The 15,830-nt window shown below is 71.3% G+C and carries 13 protein-coding genes; 9 read left to right on the top strand and 4 right to left on the bottom strand.

Going from position 1 to position 15,830, the window contains the following annotated elements; translation table 11 throughout:
• Positions 1–12 precede the first annotated feature (12 nt).
• The 5 genes from KGA66_RS06435 to KGA66_RS06415 all read left to right on the top strand — a co-directional run bounded on the left by KGA66_RS06435 (position 13) and on the right by KGA66_RS06415 (position 5,222).
• On the top strand, positions 13–762 hold the full coding sequence (locus KGA66_RS06435; protein ID WP_211465683.1) for an ABC transporter ATP-binding protein: 750 nt from the start codon (positions 13–15) through the stop codon (positions 760–762).
• Positions 759–1,628: a branched-chain amino acid ABC transporter permease gene (locus KGA66_RS06430; RefSeq protein WP_211465595.1), complete on the top strand. Its 870-nt coding sequence runs from the start codon at positions 759–761 to the stop codon at positions 1,626–1,628. The genes KGA66_RS06435 and KGA66_RS06430 overlap by 4 nt, the downstream gene beginning before the upstream one ends.
• The gene (locus KGA66_RS06425; RefSeq protein ID WP_211465593.1) at positions 1,625–2,881 is read left to right on the top strand and encodes a branched-chain amino acid ABC transporter permease; all 1,257 of its coding nucleotides are present in this window, start codon (positions 1,625–1,627) and stop codon (positions 2,879–2,881) included. Before KGA66_RS06430 ends, KGA66_RS06425 begins: the two co-directional genes overlap by 4 nt.
• Entirely contained in the window at positions 2,874–3,794 is a 921-nt protein-coding gene (locus KGA66_RS06420; RefSeq protein ID WP_211465591.1) for an alpha/beta hydrolase, read from the top strand. Before KGA66_RS06425 ends, KGA66_RS06420 begins: the two co-directional genes overlap by 8 nt.
• 126 nt (positions 3,795–3,920) lie before the next feature.
• Complete coding sequence (locus KGA66_RS06415) at positions 3,921–5,222, top strand: extracellular catalytic domain type 1 short-chain-length polyhydroxyalkanoate depolymerase (RefSeq protein ID WP_312886780.1); 1,302 nt, start codon at positions 3,921–3,923, stop codon at positions 5,220–5,222.
• Positions 5,223–5,275: 53 nt separating this feature from the next.
• On the opposite strand, the gene KGA66_RS06410 is transcribed toward KGA66_RS06415, so the two are convergent.
• The 4 genes from KGA66_RS06410 to KGA66_RS06395 form a co-directional block, all read right to left on the bottom strand.
• The gene (locus tag KGA66_RS06410; protein WP_211465679.1) at positions 5,276–7,183 is read right to left on the bottom strand and encodes a helix-turn-helix domain-containing protein; all 1,908 of its coding nucleotides are present in this window, start codon (positions 7,181–7,183) and stop codon (positions 5,276–5,278) included.
• Positions 7,184–7,328: 145 nt separating this feature from the next.
• On the bottom strand, positions 7,329–8,108 hold the full coding sequence (locus KGA66_RS06405) for an SDR family oxidoreductase (RefSeq protein ID WP_211465589.1): 780 nt from the start codon (positions 8,106–8,108) through the stop codon (positions 7,329–7,331).
• A 104-nt stretch (positions 8,109–8,212) separates the two neighbouring features.
• Positions 8,213–9,496 carry a polysaccharide biosynthesis protein gene (locus tag KGA66_RS06400; protein ID WP_211465587.1) on the bottom strand — a complete coding sequence of 428 codons (1,284 nt, stop codon included), beginning with the start codon at positions 9,494–9,496 and terminating at the stop codon, positions 8,213–8,215.
• 153 nt (positions 9,497–9,649) lie between these two features.
• On the bottom strand, positions 9,650–10,483 hold the full coding sequence (locus KGA66_RS06395) for a class I SAM-dependent methyltransferase (protein ID WP_211465585.1): 834 nt from the start codon (positions 10,481–10,483) through the stop codon (positions 9,650–9,652).
• Positions 10,484–10,827: 344 nt separating this feature from the next.
• On the opposite strand from KGA66_RS06395, the gene rpsA reads away from it, so the two are divergent.
• From rpsA to dprE1, 4 genes are all read left to right on the top strand, one after another.
• Complete coding sequence (rpsA, locus tag KGA66_RS06390) at positions 10,828–12,318, top strand: 30S ribosomal protein S1 (RefSeq protein WP_211465583.1); 1,491 nt, start codon at positions 10,828–10,830, stop codon at positions 12,316–12,318.
• Between the two features lie 146 nt (positions 12,319–12,464).
• Positions 12,465–13,142, top strand: a complete 678-nt coding sequence (coaE, locus tag KGA66_RS06385) for a dephospho-CoA kinase (RefSeq protein ID WP_211465581.1) — start codon at positions 12,465–12,467, stop codon at positions 13,140–13,142.
• A gap of 184 nt (positions 13,143–13,326) precedes the next feature.
• Entirely contained in the window at positions 13,327–14,385 is a 1,059-nt protein-coding gene (locus KGA66_RS06380; protein WP_312886779.1) for a decaprenyl-phosphate phosphoribosyltransferase, read from the top strand.
• On the top strand, positions 14,375–15,787 hold the full coding sequence (gene dprE1, locus KGA66_RS06375) for a decaprenylphosphoryl-beta-D-ribose oxidase (protein ID WP_211465579.1): 1,413 nt from the start codon (positions 14,375–14,377) through the stop codon (positions 15,785–15,787). Before KGA66_RS06380 ends, dprE1 begins: the two co-directional genes overlap by 11 nt.
• The last annotated feature ends 43 nt before the right edge of the window (positions 15,788–15,830 follow it).

Raw genomic sequence — 15,830 nt, 5'->3', positions numbered from 1 at the left:
CACCAGGCTTCGATGCGCGAGGTCCCGGCGGCCGAGCCGATCCTGCGTGTCAGCGATCTGACGGTGACGCTCGGCGGCAGCGCGATCCTGCGCGGCGTCACCTTCGACGTGGCCGCCACCGGCGTGACCGCGCTGCTCGGACGCAACGGCGTGGGCAAGACCACGACGGTCAAATCCGTGCTCGGGCTGCACCCGGCCGGCGGCGCGATCCGGTTCGCCGGGCGCGACATCAAGACCCTGGCGACGCATCGGATCGCCCGGCTCGGCATCGGCTACGTGCCCGAGGACCGCGCGGTGTTCGCCGCGCTGACCGTCGAGGAGAACCTTCGGCTGGCCGAGACCGCGCGCCGGCCGCACCGCTACGACCTCGTGTACGAACTCTTCCCGGTCCTGCGGGAGCGCGCCCGGCAGCGCGCCGGAACGCTCTCCGGCGGCGAACAGCAGATGCTCGCGCTCGGCCGGGTGCTGCTCGGCCCGTCCCGGCTGCTGCTGATCGACGAGCCGACCAAGGGGCTGTCCCCGAAATACGCCGGGCAGGTCGCCGCCGCGCTCAAACTCGTCGCGCGAGAGGTGCCGATCCTGCTGGTCGAGCAGAACCTGGCCGTCGTGCGCAGAATGGCTCGCGACGCGGTGGTCTTGGACATGGGGCGCGTCGTGCACGTCGGCGACGCGCGCGCCCTGCTGGCCGACCCGGATCTGACCAACCGACTGCTCGGCGTGTCCGGGCCGCGGACCCGCGACGTGAACGGGAGCGCGCGATGAGCACCCTGATCCTGCTGACGGCGACCGGTCTCGGCCTGGCGGCGCTCTACTTCCTGGTCGCCTCCGGCCTCTCACTCATCTTCGGCCTGATGGACGTGCTCAACTTCGCGCACGGCGCCTTCGTGGCGGTCGGCGGCTACGCGGCCTGGACCGTGGCGGACCATGTGGCGGGCACGCTCGGGCTGGCGCTCGCGCTGCCGGTCGCGGTGGCCGCCGGCGCCGCGCTGGCCGCGCTCACCGAGTTGCTGATCATCAGGCCCCTGTACGCGCGCCCGCTGGACCAGGTGCTGGCGACCGTCGGCCTCGGCCTGGCGATCCCGGCGCTGCTGCAGGCGGTCTGGGGCGCGGACCCGCGCACCTGGACGCTGCCGGCCTGGCTGGCCGGCACGCTCGACGTGCTCGGCGCCCGCATCCCGACGGTCCGCTTCGTGCTGATCGCGGCAGCCCTCGCGCTGCTCGGGGCGCTGCAACTGCTCCTCACGCGCACCCGCGCCGGGCTGATCGTGCGCGCGGGTGTGGAGAACCGCGAGATGGTCGCCGCCCTCGGCGTCGACGTGCACCGCGCGTTCACCGGGGTCTTCGCCCTCGGCGGAGCGGCCGCCGGCCTGGCCGGGCTGCTGGACGGGCTGTACCAGGGCTCGATCTCGCCCGGCGACGGCACCTCGCTGCTGATCTTCGCGTTCGTCGTCGTGGTGCTCGGCCGGATGGGCTCGCTCACCGGTACCGCCGTCGCGGCCGCGGCGGTCGGGCTCGTGCAGCAGTTCGCCAACTACCTCTCGGCCGACCTCGGCGATGAGTCGGTCGTCATCCTGCTGGCCGCGGTGCTGCTGCTGCGCCGGCGCGACCTCAAGGGCAGGCCCGCGTGAACCACGTCAGATCACTGATGCGGCCGGCCGGCAGGCGCGCGGCGGCCGTCCTGCTCGCGGCGGCGGCGCTGTACGCGGTCCCCTACTCGACGCTGCGGCTCCCGGGCGTGTTCGACGGACCGCTCGACTCGCCCGGCGTGCTGCAACTTCTCGCCGTGTGCTTGCTCTTCGCGGGTCTCGCGCTCAGCTACGACCTGCTGTTCGGGCACACCGGAATCATGTCCTTCGGGCACGGGCTGTTCGTCACGGGCGGCATGTACGTCACCACGATCCTGGTCAACCACGCCGGGTACGGCCTCGTGCCCGCCGCGCTGGCCGGGCTCGGCGTCGGCCTGGCCGCCGCGCTCGTGCTCGGGTCGGTGGCGCTGCGCGTGGACGGCATCGGCTTCGCGATGGTCACCCTCGCGTTCGGGCAGGCGGTCTCGCTGCTGGTGGTCTCCGGTTCGCCGGCGCTGACCGGCGGCGAGCAGGGCCAGACCCTCAACGCGGGCGCGGTCCCGGCCGCTCTGTCCGGAGTGCGCAACACCGCGAACCTCTACTGGCTCGCCCTGGGCTACCTCGCGGTGTGCGCGGCGGTCCTCTGGTGGCTGACCACCTCGGTCCCGGGCCGGGTGATGCGCGCGGTCAAGGAGAACGAGCGGCGCGTCGAGGTGCTGGGCCTGAACCCGTACCTGTTCAAGCTGCTCGCCTTCGTCGTCGCCGGGCTGCTGGCGACCGGCGGGGGAGTGGTCTACCTGCTGCTGCTCGGCGGGGCCACGCCCGTGGTGGCCGGCTCGGACTTCACCCTCGGGCTGCTGGTCATGGTGGTGCTCGGCGGCGCGGGGCGGCGCTGGGGCGTGGTCGCCGGCGCGGTGCTCTACGCCTACGCCGACCAGTCGCTCACCCGGCTGTCCGGTTCCGCCTCGGTCGCCGCGCTCCCCGGCGCGTTGCGCGGACCGCTGCAGCAGCCGCTCTTCCTGCTGGGCGTCTGCTTCGTGGCCGTGGTCTTCTTCCTTCCGGGCGGACTGGCCACGCTGCCCGCGCGCTTACGCGCATCGAAGACGCGGGTAGGGCATGGGGTGCGGACAAGAAACGGAAGACGGGCGCAGCGCGCCGGGAGCCGACACAGCGGGTTGTCTGCGGACGCTTCGGCGACGCAGCCAAGGTCGCCGATCCGCCGATCCGCCCCGCAAGCCGGGCCGAACGTCCTTCCGGGGCACAACGCGGCGTCCTCGACAGGCGCCGCCGAAGAAGGGGTGACACCGCATGGCTGACTTCCGCGCGTTCGAGGAGATCCGGGTACCGGTGCGCGGCGGTGAACTGGCCGTCCTGCGCTGGCCCGCCGCCGATCCCGGCGCGCCGACCGCCGTCCTGGTCCACGGCATCACCGCCAACGCGCTCGCCTGGGCCGCGGTCGCAGAGGCCGTCGACGGGCGCGTCAACCTGCTGGCTCTCGACCTGCGCGGCCGCGCCCACTCGCGCGATCTGGCCGCGCCGTTCGGCATCGACGTGGACGTGCAAGACACCCTCGCCCTCCTCGACCACGCCGGACTGGAGCGCGCCGTACTCGCCGGGCACTCCCTCGGCGCGTTCGTCGTCTGCGCGCTGGCCGCGCGGCATCCGGACCGGGTCCGCTCACTCCTCGCCGTGGACGGCGGCGTCCGGTTGGCGCCGGCGCCGCAGACCGACCCGGACGAGGTGCTCGAAAACACCGTCGGCCCCGCCATCCGCAAGCTGCGCATGACCTTCGCCGACGGTGAAGCCTATTTGGACTTCCACCGCGAGCACCCCGCGTTCGTCGGCAACTGGAGTGCGCAACTGACCGCGTATCTGGGTCGCGACACACTCAGGCGCCCGGACGGCAAGGTGGTCTCCTCGTGCGTCGCGGAGGCGATACGCGCGGACGGGCGCCAGCTGATCGTTGACGAATTCGTCCGCGGCGCAATCAACACCCTGAACTGCCCGGTCGCGCTGCTCTACGCGGAACGCGGCATCCTCAACCAGCCGCAGGGCCTTTACGACGCCGATACGCTGACGGCCGCGGGTCTCGACCGCTCCCGGGTCACCGTGACGCTGATCCCGGACACGAACCATTACACGATCGTCGGCCCGGGCGCCGGCGCCGATCGCGTCGCCGCCGAACTGGTCGAGCAGACCGCACGCGAACAACACGTCGGCACGGCCTGAAGTAGAGCCGCGCCACATGATGGCCGCACGGAATCGGCCCTACCTTCACGGCAGACGGCGCCGGGACGAACACCCCGGGCAAGTCGCCTCCGGCGCCGTGTCCCGTCCCCCGGCGAAAGGCATTCCGTGCAACCGCTGTCGTTTGCGCGCCGCCGGCCGACCCGCGCCTCCTGCGCGCTGGCCGTCGTGCTCGCCGTCCTCACCGCGTTCCTCGTCGCCACCGGCTCGGGCCGGCGCGCCCTGGCCGCCGCCGCGCTGACCCAGGTCTCGAACTTCGGCTCGAACCCGGGCGCGCTACAGATGTACGAGTACGTACCCTCCTCCACCCGGCCGGGCGCCCCGCTGGTGGTCGCCCTGCACGGCTGCACCCAGCAGGCCTCCGACTACTACGACGACTCGGGCTGGCCCAAGTACGCCGACCTGTGGGGCTTCGACCTGGTCTTCCCGCAGCAGCCCTCGACGAACGACGCCACCGAATGCTTCGACTGGTACACCTCCTCGGAGGACACCCGGGGCCACGGCGAGGCCGAGTCGATCATGCAGATGGTCCAGTACATGCAGGCGCATTACTCGATCGACGCCTCACGGATCTACGTCACCGGACTGTCCGCGGGCGGCGCGATGACCGCGGACCTGCTGGCCGACTACCCGGACGTCTTCGCCGCGGGCTCGGTCGACTCCGGCATTCCCGCGCAGTGCGCCGCCGGCGGCCAGAGCACCGCGTACCCCTGCATGGACGGCCCGGTGAGCAAGAGCGTCTCGCAGTGGGCCGCACTCGCCACCGGCTCAGACCCCGGATACAGCGGTCCCTGGCCGAGGGTAGCGATCTGGCAGGGCACCGCCGACTACACGGTCAACACGGCCAACTCGACCGAGCTGATGGACCAGTGGACCGGCGTGTGGGGCATCAGCCAGACCGCCTCGTCAACCGCGTCGCTGCCCGGCGGCACGAGTGAGAGCATTTACGACGACGCGACCGGTGAACCCGCCGTCGAGGTGTACGCGATCTCCGGAATGGGTCACGGCTTGGCCGTGAACCCCGGCTCGGGGACGAATCAGTGCGGCGCGACCGGCGCGTACTTCCTCAACTACATCTGCTCGACCTACTACACCGCCGTCTTCTGGGGCCTGAGCGGTTCCGGCTCGTCTCCGAGCGCGACGGCCACGGCGACGGCGACGGGCACCGCGACACCGAGCGCGAGCCCGAGTGCGTCACCGTCGTCCTCGCCGTCCCCGACGTTCGCGCCGCAGTGCTTCACGGAGAGCAACTACCAGCAGACCGTGGACGGACACGCATACCAGTCCGGCGGCTATACGTACGCTGACGGCTCAAATCAGAACATGGGCCTGTGGAACGTCTTCACCGTGCACGCGCTGGAGGAAACCGGGCCGGGTTACTACGTGATCGCGGACTCGCACTGTCCGTAGCAGTATCCGACGACGCCCCGAGCGCGCCTTGTGCGATGACAGAGCTCTGCCTGTCACAGCAGGTGGTGCAGCCGCAGCGCCAACTGCAACTCCAAGGCGCGCTCGGGGCAGTTCCAGTCCGGGCCGAGCAGCTGCGCGATCCGGTCCAGGCGCTGCGTCACGGTATTGACGTGCACGTGCAGTACGTCCTTGGTGCGCATCAGATTCCCGCCGGAACCGAAGTACGCGCCGAGCGTGTGCACCAGATCCGTCGAGCGCCGGGCGTCGTAGTCGAGCACCGGCCCGAGCGTCGCCCGCACGAACGCCGGCACCTCCGGCCTGCGCGGCTGCGCGCCGCCGAGCAGCAGCCCGACGAAGCCCAGATCCCGCGTGGAGGCCGCGTCACCGATCCGTCCGAGCGACTGAAGCGCCGCCAGGCACCGGGCCGCCTCGGCGTGCGCGGCGGCGAACGCGGCCGGTCCGCGCACCGGGCCCGACGCGCCGGCCGTCACCGGCCGTTGGATCGCGCCGTGCAGATGGTGGACCACGTCGCGCGCGACGGCGCTCGGATCCGAACCCGGCAGCAGCAGCACCGTCGATCCGCCGCGTTCCCCGGCAAGTCCCCGGCCGGTCGCCGCCAGGTGGGCGGCCGCCGAACCGAGCCGCCGCCGGTCGGCGTCCTGGGCCTGCGCGACCACGGCCACGTACGGCGCGTCCAGGTCCGCGCCGAGCCGGCGAGCCCGCTCCCGCAGCGACTCCAGCCCAGGTTCGCCCCGGTCCGCCGCGGCCAACAGGTCCGCGACCAGTTCGCCGCGCACCCGGTGCTCGGCCTCCTGCACCGAGCGCTCGATCAGCAGCCGCAGCGCCGTCATCGTCGCCGCGCGTTCCAGGATCCGCTGGTCCGCGCCCTCCAGATCCAGCTCCGGCCGCCCCCGCAGCACCAGCGCGCCGAGCCGCTCCTGCCCGGCCGTCACCGCCGCGATCCACAGCCGTCCGGCCGGCAGAGCGCGCCCGGTCTTGGCCGACTGCGCCGCGGCCGCCTCGACCGCGTTCCGCTCGTCCGGTTCCAGCAGGCCGCACAGGCAGCGTCCGGTGTCGTCCACGATGACCACCGAACCGCCGAGCAACTCGGCCACCGAGCCGGCCAGCTCGCCGAGACCGGCGCCGCGCAGCAGCAGCCCGGTCAGCGCCTCGTGCGCCTCCGCGGCCCGCTCCACCGACGCGCTGTGCGCCTGGATCGTGCGGCTCGCCGCGGCCAACTCCGCGAGCGCCGCCTTGGTCTCCGCCAACTGGTTCGCCGACTCGATCGCGATCGCCGCATGTGTCGCCAGCGAGCTGAGCAGCGCGATCTCGTCCCGGCTGAAGGGCCGCACCCTGCGGTCGGACGCGAACAACACGCCGATCACCTGTCCGTTCGCCAGGAGCGGCACGCCGAGGATGGCGACCAGACCTTCCTCGTGCACGGCCGCGTCGATGGTGCGCGTGTGGTGGAACTGGGCGTCGTTGAGGTAGTCAGCGGTGACGTAAGGCGAGGCGGTCTGTGCGACGAGTCCGCCCAGCCCCTCACCCATGCCGAGCCGCACCTGCTGGAACTTCGCCGAGACGGAGCCGTCGGTGACGCGCATGTAGGTGTCGTCGGCCGAGGGATCGTTCAACGTCAGGTACGCGACGTCCGTACCGAGTAGTTTGCGTGCCCTGACGACGATCGCGCGCAGTACCGAGTCGAGGTCGCGTAACCCCGCGAGGTCGCTGGCGGTTTCGAACAGCGCCGCCAGTTCGGTCTCCCGCCGCCGCTGTTCACGCAGCGTCGCACGTACGCGCAGCGCGAGTGTCCTTGCGCGCTCCAACTGCGCGATCACCTCAGGCCCCGCGCCCTCGGCGTGCGCCTGCGCGAGCGGTCCGTCGTACTCGACGGCGGAGGCGTCCTGAACCAGAAGGCTGAGGAAAGGAAGCTCGGCGACCATCCCGGATGCGGCGTTCATGTTCGGCACCGTGCTCACCGTGTCCGTCTCCGACGCTGTTCGTACCGCGGTGGTCTCATACGTGTCGTCCATGCCGCGTGTTGTCGATGCCGCAGCGTGGTCCATTCCGTGTGGTCCATTCCGCGGCGCTGGTTCCGGGCGCACGCTACTGCGCAGTCCAGGCCCCGTCGATCGCCAGTGACGCGCCGTTGATGAACGAGGCTTGCGGCGAGCACAGGTAAACGACCAGGGCGGCCACCTCCGCCGGCTCGATCAGCCGTTTCGTCGCCGACCTGGCCAGCAACACCTGCTCGACCACCTGTTCCCGCGCGATGGCGTGCGCCGCGGCCTGCTCGGCGATCTGCCGCTCCACCAGTGCCGTGCGCACGTAACCGGGATTGACGCAGTTGGAGGTCACGCCGCGCGGTCCGCCCTCGACCGCCACCACCTTCGAGAAGCCCTCCAGGGCGTGCTTGGCGCTCACATAACCGGCCTTGAAGGCCGAGGCGCGCAGACCGTGCACCGAGGAGATGTTCACCACCCGGCCCCAGCCGCGCAGATACATGCCGGGCAGCGCGGCGCGCACCAGCCGGAACGGCGCCTCCACCATCACGGCCAGCATCCGCCGGAAGACCTCCGGGGGAAACTCCTCCACCGGCCGCACCACCTGGAAACCCGCGTTGTTGACGATGATGTCGGCATCCCGGGCCAGCGCGCCGAGATCGTCGGCCGCGGCCAGGTCCACCGCCCGGCCCTCGCCGCCGACCGCCGCGGCCACCTCGGCCGCTCCCGCCTCGTCCAGGTCCACCGCGCGCACCCGCGCCCCGGCCGCGGCCAGCGCCAGCGCGCATGCCCGCCCGATTCCGCTCGCGGCACCCGTGACCAGCGCAGTGCGCCCCGTCAGGTCCACACCGTGAACCTCGGGCGCCAGATCTACCGTCGTCATGAAGGAGACCGTAGGGTCACGCCGAGGTCACGCGCATGTGGGCGATCCACATACTCCGCGCGGAACCTGTAGGAGCGGCCGCGCGGCTCGGCGAGAACCCGCGGTCACGTCGCCGCGGGCGCGTACTCCGCGTCCAGCCGCGGCGGATGCTGCGAAGCCGCGTGGCGCCGGGCTGAGAACGACACCGTGAGGCTCACCGCGGCCGTCACCGATCCGCAGCAGGCCGCCGTCGCGATCAGTTGCGTCGCCGAGTGGTGCGCGACGGTCAAGATCAGCGCGCTCTCGGTCAGAATGCCACCGCACACGAGCCAGCCGATCACGTGCGAACGCCGCGCGACCGCGTCCAGCAGCGCGAGCTGTACCAGCGCCTGGGTCGCCCCGGCCAGCGCGAACAGCCACGCCGCCGCGGCCAGGTCGAATCCGCCGCCGGCGCCGCTGAGGTACTTGGCGCCGAACGCCACCCGGATCATCGGCCCGGCCGCCGACACGGTCGCGGCGACGACGGCGCAGCCGATGCCGAGCGACAGCACGACAGCAGTGGTCAGTGCCCTGCGACGGGTGTGCGGCACCGCCAGTCTCGGGTAGGCCAGCACGCCGACGAACTGCGGCCCGAAATAGCCGGCGCGTGTGAACAGCGCGCCGGCCTGGTAGCGGCCGAGTACTTCCCCGCTGAAGTAGTGCGCGGCGATGAGCCCGTCCAGCAGAGAAAGGACGAGGACCGCGCCCAGGCTCCATGACGCGGTACCGAGCTCACGGACATATCCGATCCCGCGCACCAGGTGTGGCTTGCCGACTGCATCCCGCAGTGCGTAATGCGCCACTGCCGCGGTCACGAACCAAGACCCTGCCACCGCACCCATGATCAGGCCGGGGCGTGCCCCGGCGGCGCCCGCCGCGGCGCCGGCCACCAGCTTCGCTCCGTTGAAGCCCACGAAGAGGATCGAGAACGCGGCGAACCGCGAGCTTCCCTGCGCCACGCCGAGGTAGCAGAAGATCAGCGCGTTCGGGACCAACGCCAGCGCGGTCCACGCGATCTGCCCGGCCGACACCGCGGGCAGCAGCGCCGACAGCGCCGGGGCCAGCGCGCCGAGCAGCGCCGTCGTGGCGACCGCGACCAGGAGTGACCAGCGCACCAGCGGCCCGGTCAGCGCGCGCAGCCCGGCCTGGTCGAGCGGCTGCGCCGCGGCGATCCGCCGGGCGGTCACCGCCTGGATCGCCGTCGCCGGGATCGACGCGACCAGGAAGATCATCAGCAGCGAGCCGATCTGCCCGTAGCCGGTCTGGTCGAGCCGGTGCGCGAGCGCGAAGCTGAAGCCGTAGGACAACACGCTGCCGGTCAACGTTCCCACGGCCACCAGGACGCTGTCGGCGAGATGGCGACGGGCCATGATGCGCCCCTTCCGGAAGGCGGTCGCGGGCGGTTCCGGCCGACCCGCTCCAAACGTGCCAGGGCCGGGACCGTAGCCGCACAGTAGCCGTGTGGCCCGCCTGGTTCCAGCGGAGGGAAGAGAGCGGGCGCTGCGCCTTACTCTGGCTGGCCGCTAACGCTTCTCGGCCGCGAAGATCGCCGTCCCCGGAACCAGCCGCCCGCGAAGCTTCGACCAGCCGCCACCCCAGCGCTCGTCCATGTTCGGCGGATACTCGGGCTCGACCAGATCCAGCAACACCAGCCCAGCACCGGTCAGTTCACGCACTCGATCTCCGAGCGTCCGGTGATGCTCGACGTACGTTGCGACGCCCTGTTCGTCCTGCTCGACGTAAGGGCGCCGATCGAAGTACGAATCGCGCACACGCAACCCGCCCTCGCCGCCGTCATCCGGCAGACACCAACGGAAGGGGTGCGGTACCGCGAACACCCAGCGGCCGCCCGGCCGCAACACCCGTGCGACCTCACGCATGACCGCCGCCGAATCGGCCACGAATGGCACCGCCCCGAAGGCCGAGCAGGCGATGTCGAACGAACCGTCCGCGAACGGCATGACGGTCGCATCGGCCTGCACGAGGCGCAGCGCGGGTCCGCCCGCCGCGTCGTCGATGCGGCGCGCGTGCTCCAGTTGCCGCCACGACAGGTCGAAGCCCACGACATCCGCACCCTGCTTCGCCAGCCAGCGCGAACACTGCGCCGCGCCGCAGCCGACCTCCAGTACGCGCCGGCCGGCCACCGGACCGAGCAAATGCGCCTCGTCCTCGTACAGCCCTTCCGGGCTCCACAAGAAGCGGTCGTCTCCGAGGAACTCGCCGTGCTCCGCCTGATACCAGTCCGCGGCACCGTCCCACCAGTTCCGGTTAGCCCGAACGGTCTCCGCGCGACCCGCCTGACGTCGCGTCACCAGATCACGCCGATCCGTGTCCTCGCTCTCGACCGTCTCGCCCACGCCGCCTACCTCCCGCCGCCTGACTCTTGCCGTTCACACCGCCCGTGACCGCGCACTAAACCGCCGCGAGCGTGCGTACTTCCGAAACGAAGCCCCGACACGCTATCTTGCGGAAGGCTTCGCAGCACCCCGCAGTGTCCAACGGCTGTGCAACGGTTCGGTGCGATCGCACCAAGCTCGATTGACCATGGAAGCGTGCGGACCGTATCCTGGCTGTTGCGCTGCGGACCCGTGTGGCTTCGGACCGAGGGGGCCGCACCGACTTTCGAACCGCTCAGTTCCCGAGTCAGGCTCCGCCGCGTGTGTCATCCGACCACATATCCGTACCCGGAGCCCTTTCCCCCATGACGAGCAGCACCGAGACCGTCCGAACCCCGCAGGTCGCTATCAACGACATCGGTTCGGAGGAGGCCTTCCTCGCCGCGATCGACGAGACCATCAAGTACTTCAACGACGGCGACATCGTCGACGGCACCATCGTGAAGGTCGATCGGGACGAGGTCCTGCTCGACATCGGCTACAAGACCGAGGGCGTCATCCCGTCCCGGGAGCTGTCGATCAAGCACGACGTGGACCCGCACGAGGTCGTCTCCGTGGGCGACCACGTCGAGGCCCTGGTCCTCCAGAAGGAGGACAAGGAGGGCCGGCTGATCCTGTCCAAGAAGCGCGCGCAGTACGAGCGGGCCTGGGGCACGATCGAGAAGATCAAGGAAGAGGACGGGATCGTCACCGGCACCGTCATCGAGGTGGTCAAGGGCGGCCTGATCATCGACATCGGCCTGCGCGGCTTCCTGCCGGCCTCGCTGGTGGAGATGCGCCGGGTGCGCGACCTGCAGCCGTACGTCGGCAAGGAACTCGAAGCCAAGATCATCGAGCTGGACAAGAACCGCAACAACGTGGTCCTCTCCCGGCGCGCCTGGCTGGAGCAGACCCAGTCCGAGGTGCGTCAGACCTTCCTCACCACCCTGCTCAAGGGCCAGGTGCGCAACGGCGTGGTCTCCTCGATCGTCAACTTCGGCGCCTTCGTGGACCTCGGCGGCGTGGACGGCCTGGTGCACGTCTCCGAGCTGTCCTGGAAGCACATCGACCACCCCTCCGAGGTGGTCGAGGTCGGCCAGGAGGTCACGGTCGAGGTCCTGGACGTGGACATGGACCGCGAGCGGGTCTCGCTCTCGCTCAAGGCCACGCAGGAAGACCCGTGGCAGCAGTTCGCCCGCACCCACCAGATCGGCCAGGTCGTGCCCGGCAAGGTCACCAAGCTGGTGCCGTTCGGCGCGTTCGTCCGGGTGGACGAGGGCATCGAGGGCCTGGTGCACATCTCCGAGCTGGCCGAGCGCCACGTGGAGATCCCCGAGCAGGTCGTGCAGGTCGGCGACGAGATCTTCGTCAAGGTCATCGACATCGACCTGGACCGCCGCCGCATCTCCCTCTCGCTCAAGCAGGCCAACGAGGGCCTGACCGGCGACGCGACCGTGGACCAGTTCGACCCGACGCTCTACGGCATGACCGCCTCGTACGACGCCGAGGGCAACTACCTCTACCCCGAGGGCTTCGACCCGGAGACCGGCGAGTGGCTGGAGGGTTACGACACCCAGCGCGAGGAGTGGGAGCGCCAGTACGCCGAGGCGCAGGCCCGCTTCGAGCAGCACCAGAAGCAGATCTCCGAGGCCCGCAAGGCCGACGCCGAGGCCGCCGCGACCGGCGGCGCGGCCGCTCCGGGCGAGGCCGCCCCGTCCAGCTACTCCTCCTCGGCCCCGGCCGAGAGCACCGGCGCGCTGGCCTCCGACGAGGCCCTGGCCGCGCTGCGCGAGAAGCTGGCCGGCGGCCAGAGCTGAAGCAGCGGTAGGCAACGGCTGAGCTGAGCACCGCTCGGGCGCCTGAACGAACCACCCCGGTTCGTTCAGGCGCCCGTCGGCGTTTCACGGGAGGGTGGCGCGCGACCGCGCCCCGGCGCCCGCCGTGTTCGACGAGAAAGGGCCGCATGAGCGAGGGACGTACCGTCCTGGTCGGACTGACCGGCGGCATCGGAGCAGGCAAGTCCACGGTCGCGCGGCTGCTCGCCGAGCGCGGCGCGCTGATCCTCGATGCGGACGTCGCCGCCCGCGAGGTGGTCGAGCCCGGCACCGAAGGCCTGGCCGCCGTGCGCGACGCCTTCGGCGATGCGGTACTCGGTCCGGATGGCGCACTAGACCGCGAGGCGCTCGCCTCCGTCGTGTTCGCGGACGACAGCCGGCGGGCGGTACTCAACAGCATCGTCCATCCCCGCGTACGAGCGTGGATGACGGAACGCACCGTCGCAGCGCCCGACGGAACCGTCGTCGTCCAGGACATCCCACTGTTGGTCGAATCGGGACTGGCCGGCCTGTTCGAACTCGTTGTCGTGGTGGACGCCGCGGACGCGGTACGCATCTCGCGGCTGGTCGAAGACCGCGGTATGACGCAGGCGCAGGCCGCCGCTCGTATCGCCGCGCAGGCTCCCCGCGAGCAGCGTCTCGCGGTCGCGGACGTGGTGATCGCGAACGACGGCACGCCGAGGCAGCTCACCGAGCAGGTCACAGCGCTCTGGGACAGGATCGTGACAATGGCGCGCGCGCCCCGGCCCACTGTCGGCGACGTGCGAAAACTCCGACGCGGCGGCGTCGCCGGGCCGGGCGGGTGAGTGGGTCGCACGGCCGTGCGCCTGATAGCCTCCGTTAGCCGTCAGTCCAGGCGGGAGCGTTGCCCGTGGACCGCAGCGGCCGGGGCGCGGTGCCGGACCCCGACGTGTACGACTGCTGCATTCGCCCGGGTGCGCCGGCGGAACGTCCGCCGCCGCTCGGAGCGAGCAGCCTTGGGAGGATGACGTGGCGACGATCCCCGCGCGCGAGCGCAGCCAACCGGTGAGCGACCGTGTCGGTGAGGCCGCCGAAACGGTCCTCGCCGAAGCGGTACGGGACGCGGACGGTCTCTCGCCGTCCGACGCCGCGCCGGTGACCACGGCGGCTGCCGCGGCGCCGTCCGGGGCGATCCTCGAGCCGGCGCACGGTCTCGGGCTCGTGCGCGCCCTGGTGCGAGAGGCCAGGCCGAAGCAATGGGTCAAGAACCTGCTGGTGCTGACCGCCCCGCTGGCCGCCGGGCGCATCAACGAGTCCAGGGTGCTCGGCGCCAGCGCGATCTCCTTCGCCGCGTTCTGCCTCGCCGCCGCGGCCGTGTACTACGCCAACGACGCCCTCGACGTCGAGGCCGACCGGATGCACCCGAGGAAGCGGCACCGGCCCATCGCCGCCGGTCTGATCCCGATCCCGATCGCCTGGACCGCCGTCGTGGTGCTCTCCGTCGCCGCGCTCGGCGTGGGGCTGACCGCGAACCCGGCTACGGCCGCGGTGGTCGCCGTGTACCTGGCCATGCACCTGTCCTACAGCGCCTGGTTCAAGCACATCCTGGTGCTCGACCTCGCGCTGGTCGCCGGCGGCTTCCTGTTGCGCGCGATGGTCGGCGGCGTCGCCGCGGGCATCCCGCTGTCTCAGTGGTTCCTGCTGACCACCGCGTTCGGCTCGCTGTTCATGGTGGCCGGCAAGCGGCACTCCGAGATGGTGCTCATGGGCGAGGCCGCCGCCACCACCCGCAAGTCCTTGGCCGCGTACTCGGAGTCCTACCTGCGTTTCGTCTGGCAGATGGCCGCGGGCCTGACGATCCTCACCTACGCGCTGTGGGCGGTGAACCTCGGGGCACACGAATCCGGGGTGAACTGGCACGAGATCTCGATCGTGCCGTGGTCGTTCATCTTCCTGCGGTACGCCATGTTCGTCGACGCGGGCAACGCCGGAGAGCCTGAGGACGTGCTGCTCGGCGACCGGGTCATCATGGCCATCGCGGCGACCTGGCTCGCCTGCTTCGCGTTGGGAGTGTTCTATGCCAACTGACCAGTACGCGCCGCCCGCCCAGCCCGGCCGGGCCGCCGAGGACGACGATTCCGGGCAGGGCCCGCGGCTGTTGAGCGGCTGGGGCCGCACCTCGCCCACGGTCGCGCAGGTCCTGCGGCCGCGCACCCGCGCCGAGGCCGCGGAAGCCGTCGCCACGGCCGGTCCGCGCGGCCTGATCGCCCGCGGCCTCGGCCGCTCGTACGGCGATCCCGCCCAGAACGCGGGCGGCCGAGTGCTCGACCTCACCGGCCTCAACCGGATCCTTTCCGTGGATCTGGAAACCGGGCTTGTCACGGCGGAGGGCGGCGTGTCGCTGCACGCCCTCATGCGCGCGCTGGTGCCTTTCGGCTACTTCGTGCCTGTCACGCCCGGGACCCGGTATGTGACGGTCGGCGGGGCGATCGGCAGCGACATCCACGGCAAGAACCATCACGCCGACAGTTCGTTCACCCGGCACGTCACCTCGATGGACCTGCTGCTCGCCGACGGCACCGTGCGCACGATCACGCCCGAGTCCGACCCCGAGCTGTTCTGGGCCACCGCGGGCGGCATGGGCCTGACCGGCGTCGTGGTGTCCGCCACGATCCGCATGGTCCCCATCGAGACCTCCCGGCTGGCGGTCGACACCTTCAAGCTGCCGAACCTCGACGCGCTCATGGAGAAGCTGGCCGGCACCGACGCCGACTACCGCTACACCGTCGCCTGGATGGACTGCCTGGCCAAGGGCCCGAAGCTGGGCCGCGCGCTGCTGGACTGCGGCAACTTCGCCACCCTCGACCAGTTGCCGGCCAAGCACCGGGCCGAGCCGCTGGCCTTCTCCGCCAAGCCGATCACCTCCGCGCCCGACCTGTTCCCCTCCGGTCTGCTCAACCGGCGCACGATCGCGATCGCCAACGAGGTCTGGTACCGCAAGACCCCGGCCACGCACCACCACCTGGCCAGCATCGGCGGGTTCTTCCACCCCCTCGACGGCATCCGCGACTGGAACCGCGTCTACGGCAGGGCCGGGTTCGTCCAGTACCAGTTCGTCGTGCCGTTCACCGCGGACGTGACGTTCCGCCGGATGGTCGAGCGCATCAGCCGGGTGCAGGCGCCCTCGTTCGTCTCGGTGCTCAAGCGGTTCGGCCCGGGCTCGCCCGGCTACCTCTCGTTCCCGGCGCAGGGCTGGACGCTGGCGTTGGACTTCCCGACCGGCACGCCCGGTCTTGACCGGCTGCTCGACTGGCTCGACGAGCAGGTACTGTCGGAAGGCGGCCGGGTGTACCTGGCCAAGGACGCGCGCATGGCCGCCGCGCACCTGCCGGCGATGTACCCGCGCCTCGGCGACTTCCGGGAAGTGCGTGCGAAGGTGGATCCGCACGGGGTGTTCGTCTCAGACCAGTCCCGCCGGTTGGCTGTCTAGGCACTGCCGGGGAATGTGTCAAGGCAACGATTCGGTCGCCACT

This window comes from Actinocrinis puniceicyclus (genome assembly GCF_018283645.1).
GTDB classification, from domain to species: Bacteria; Actinomycetota; Actinomycetes; order Streptomycetales; family Catenulisporaceae; genus Actinocrinis; species Actinocrinis puniceicyclus.
This window is presented reverse-complemented; position numbering and strand designations above follow the sequence as displayed.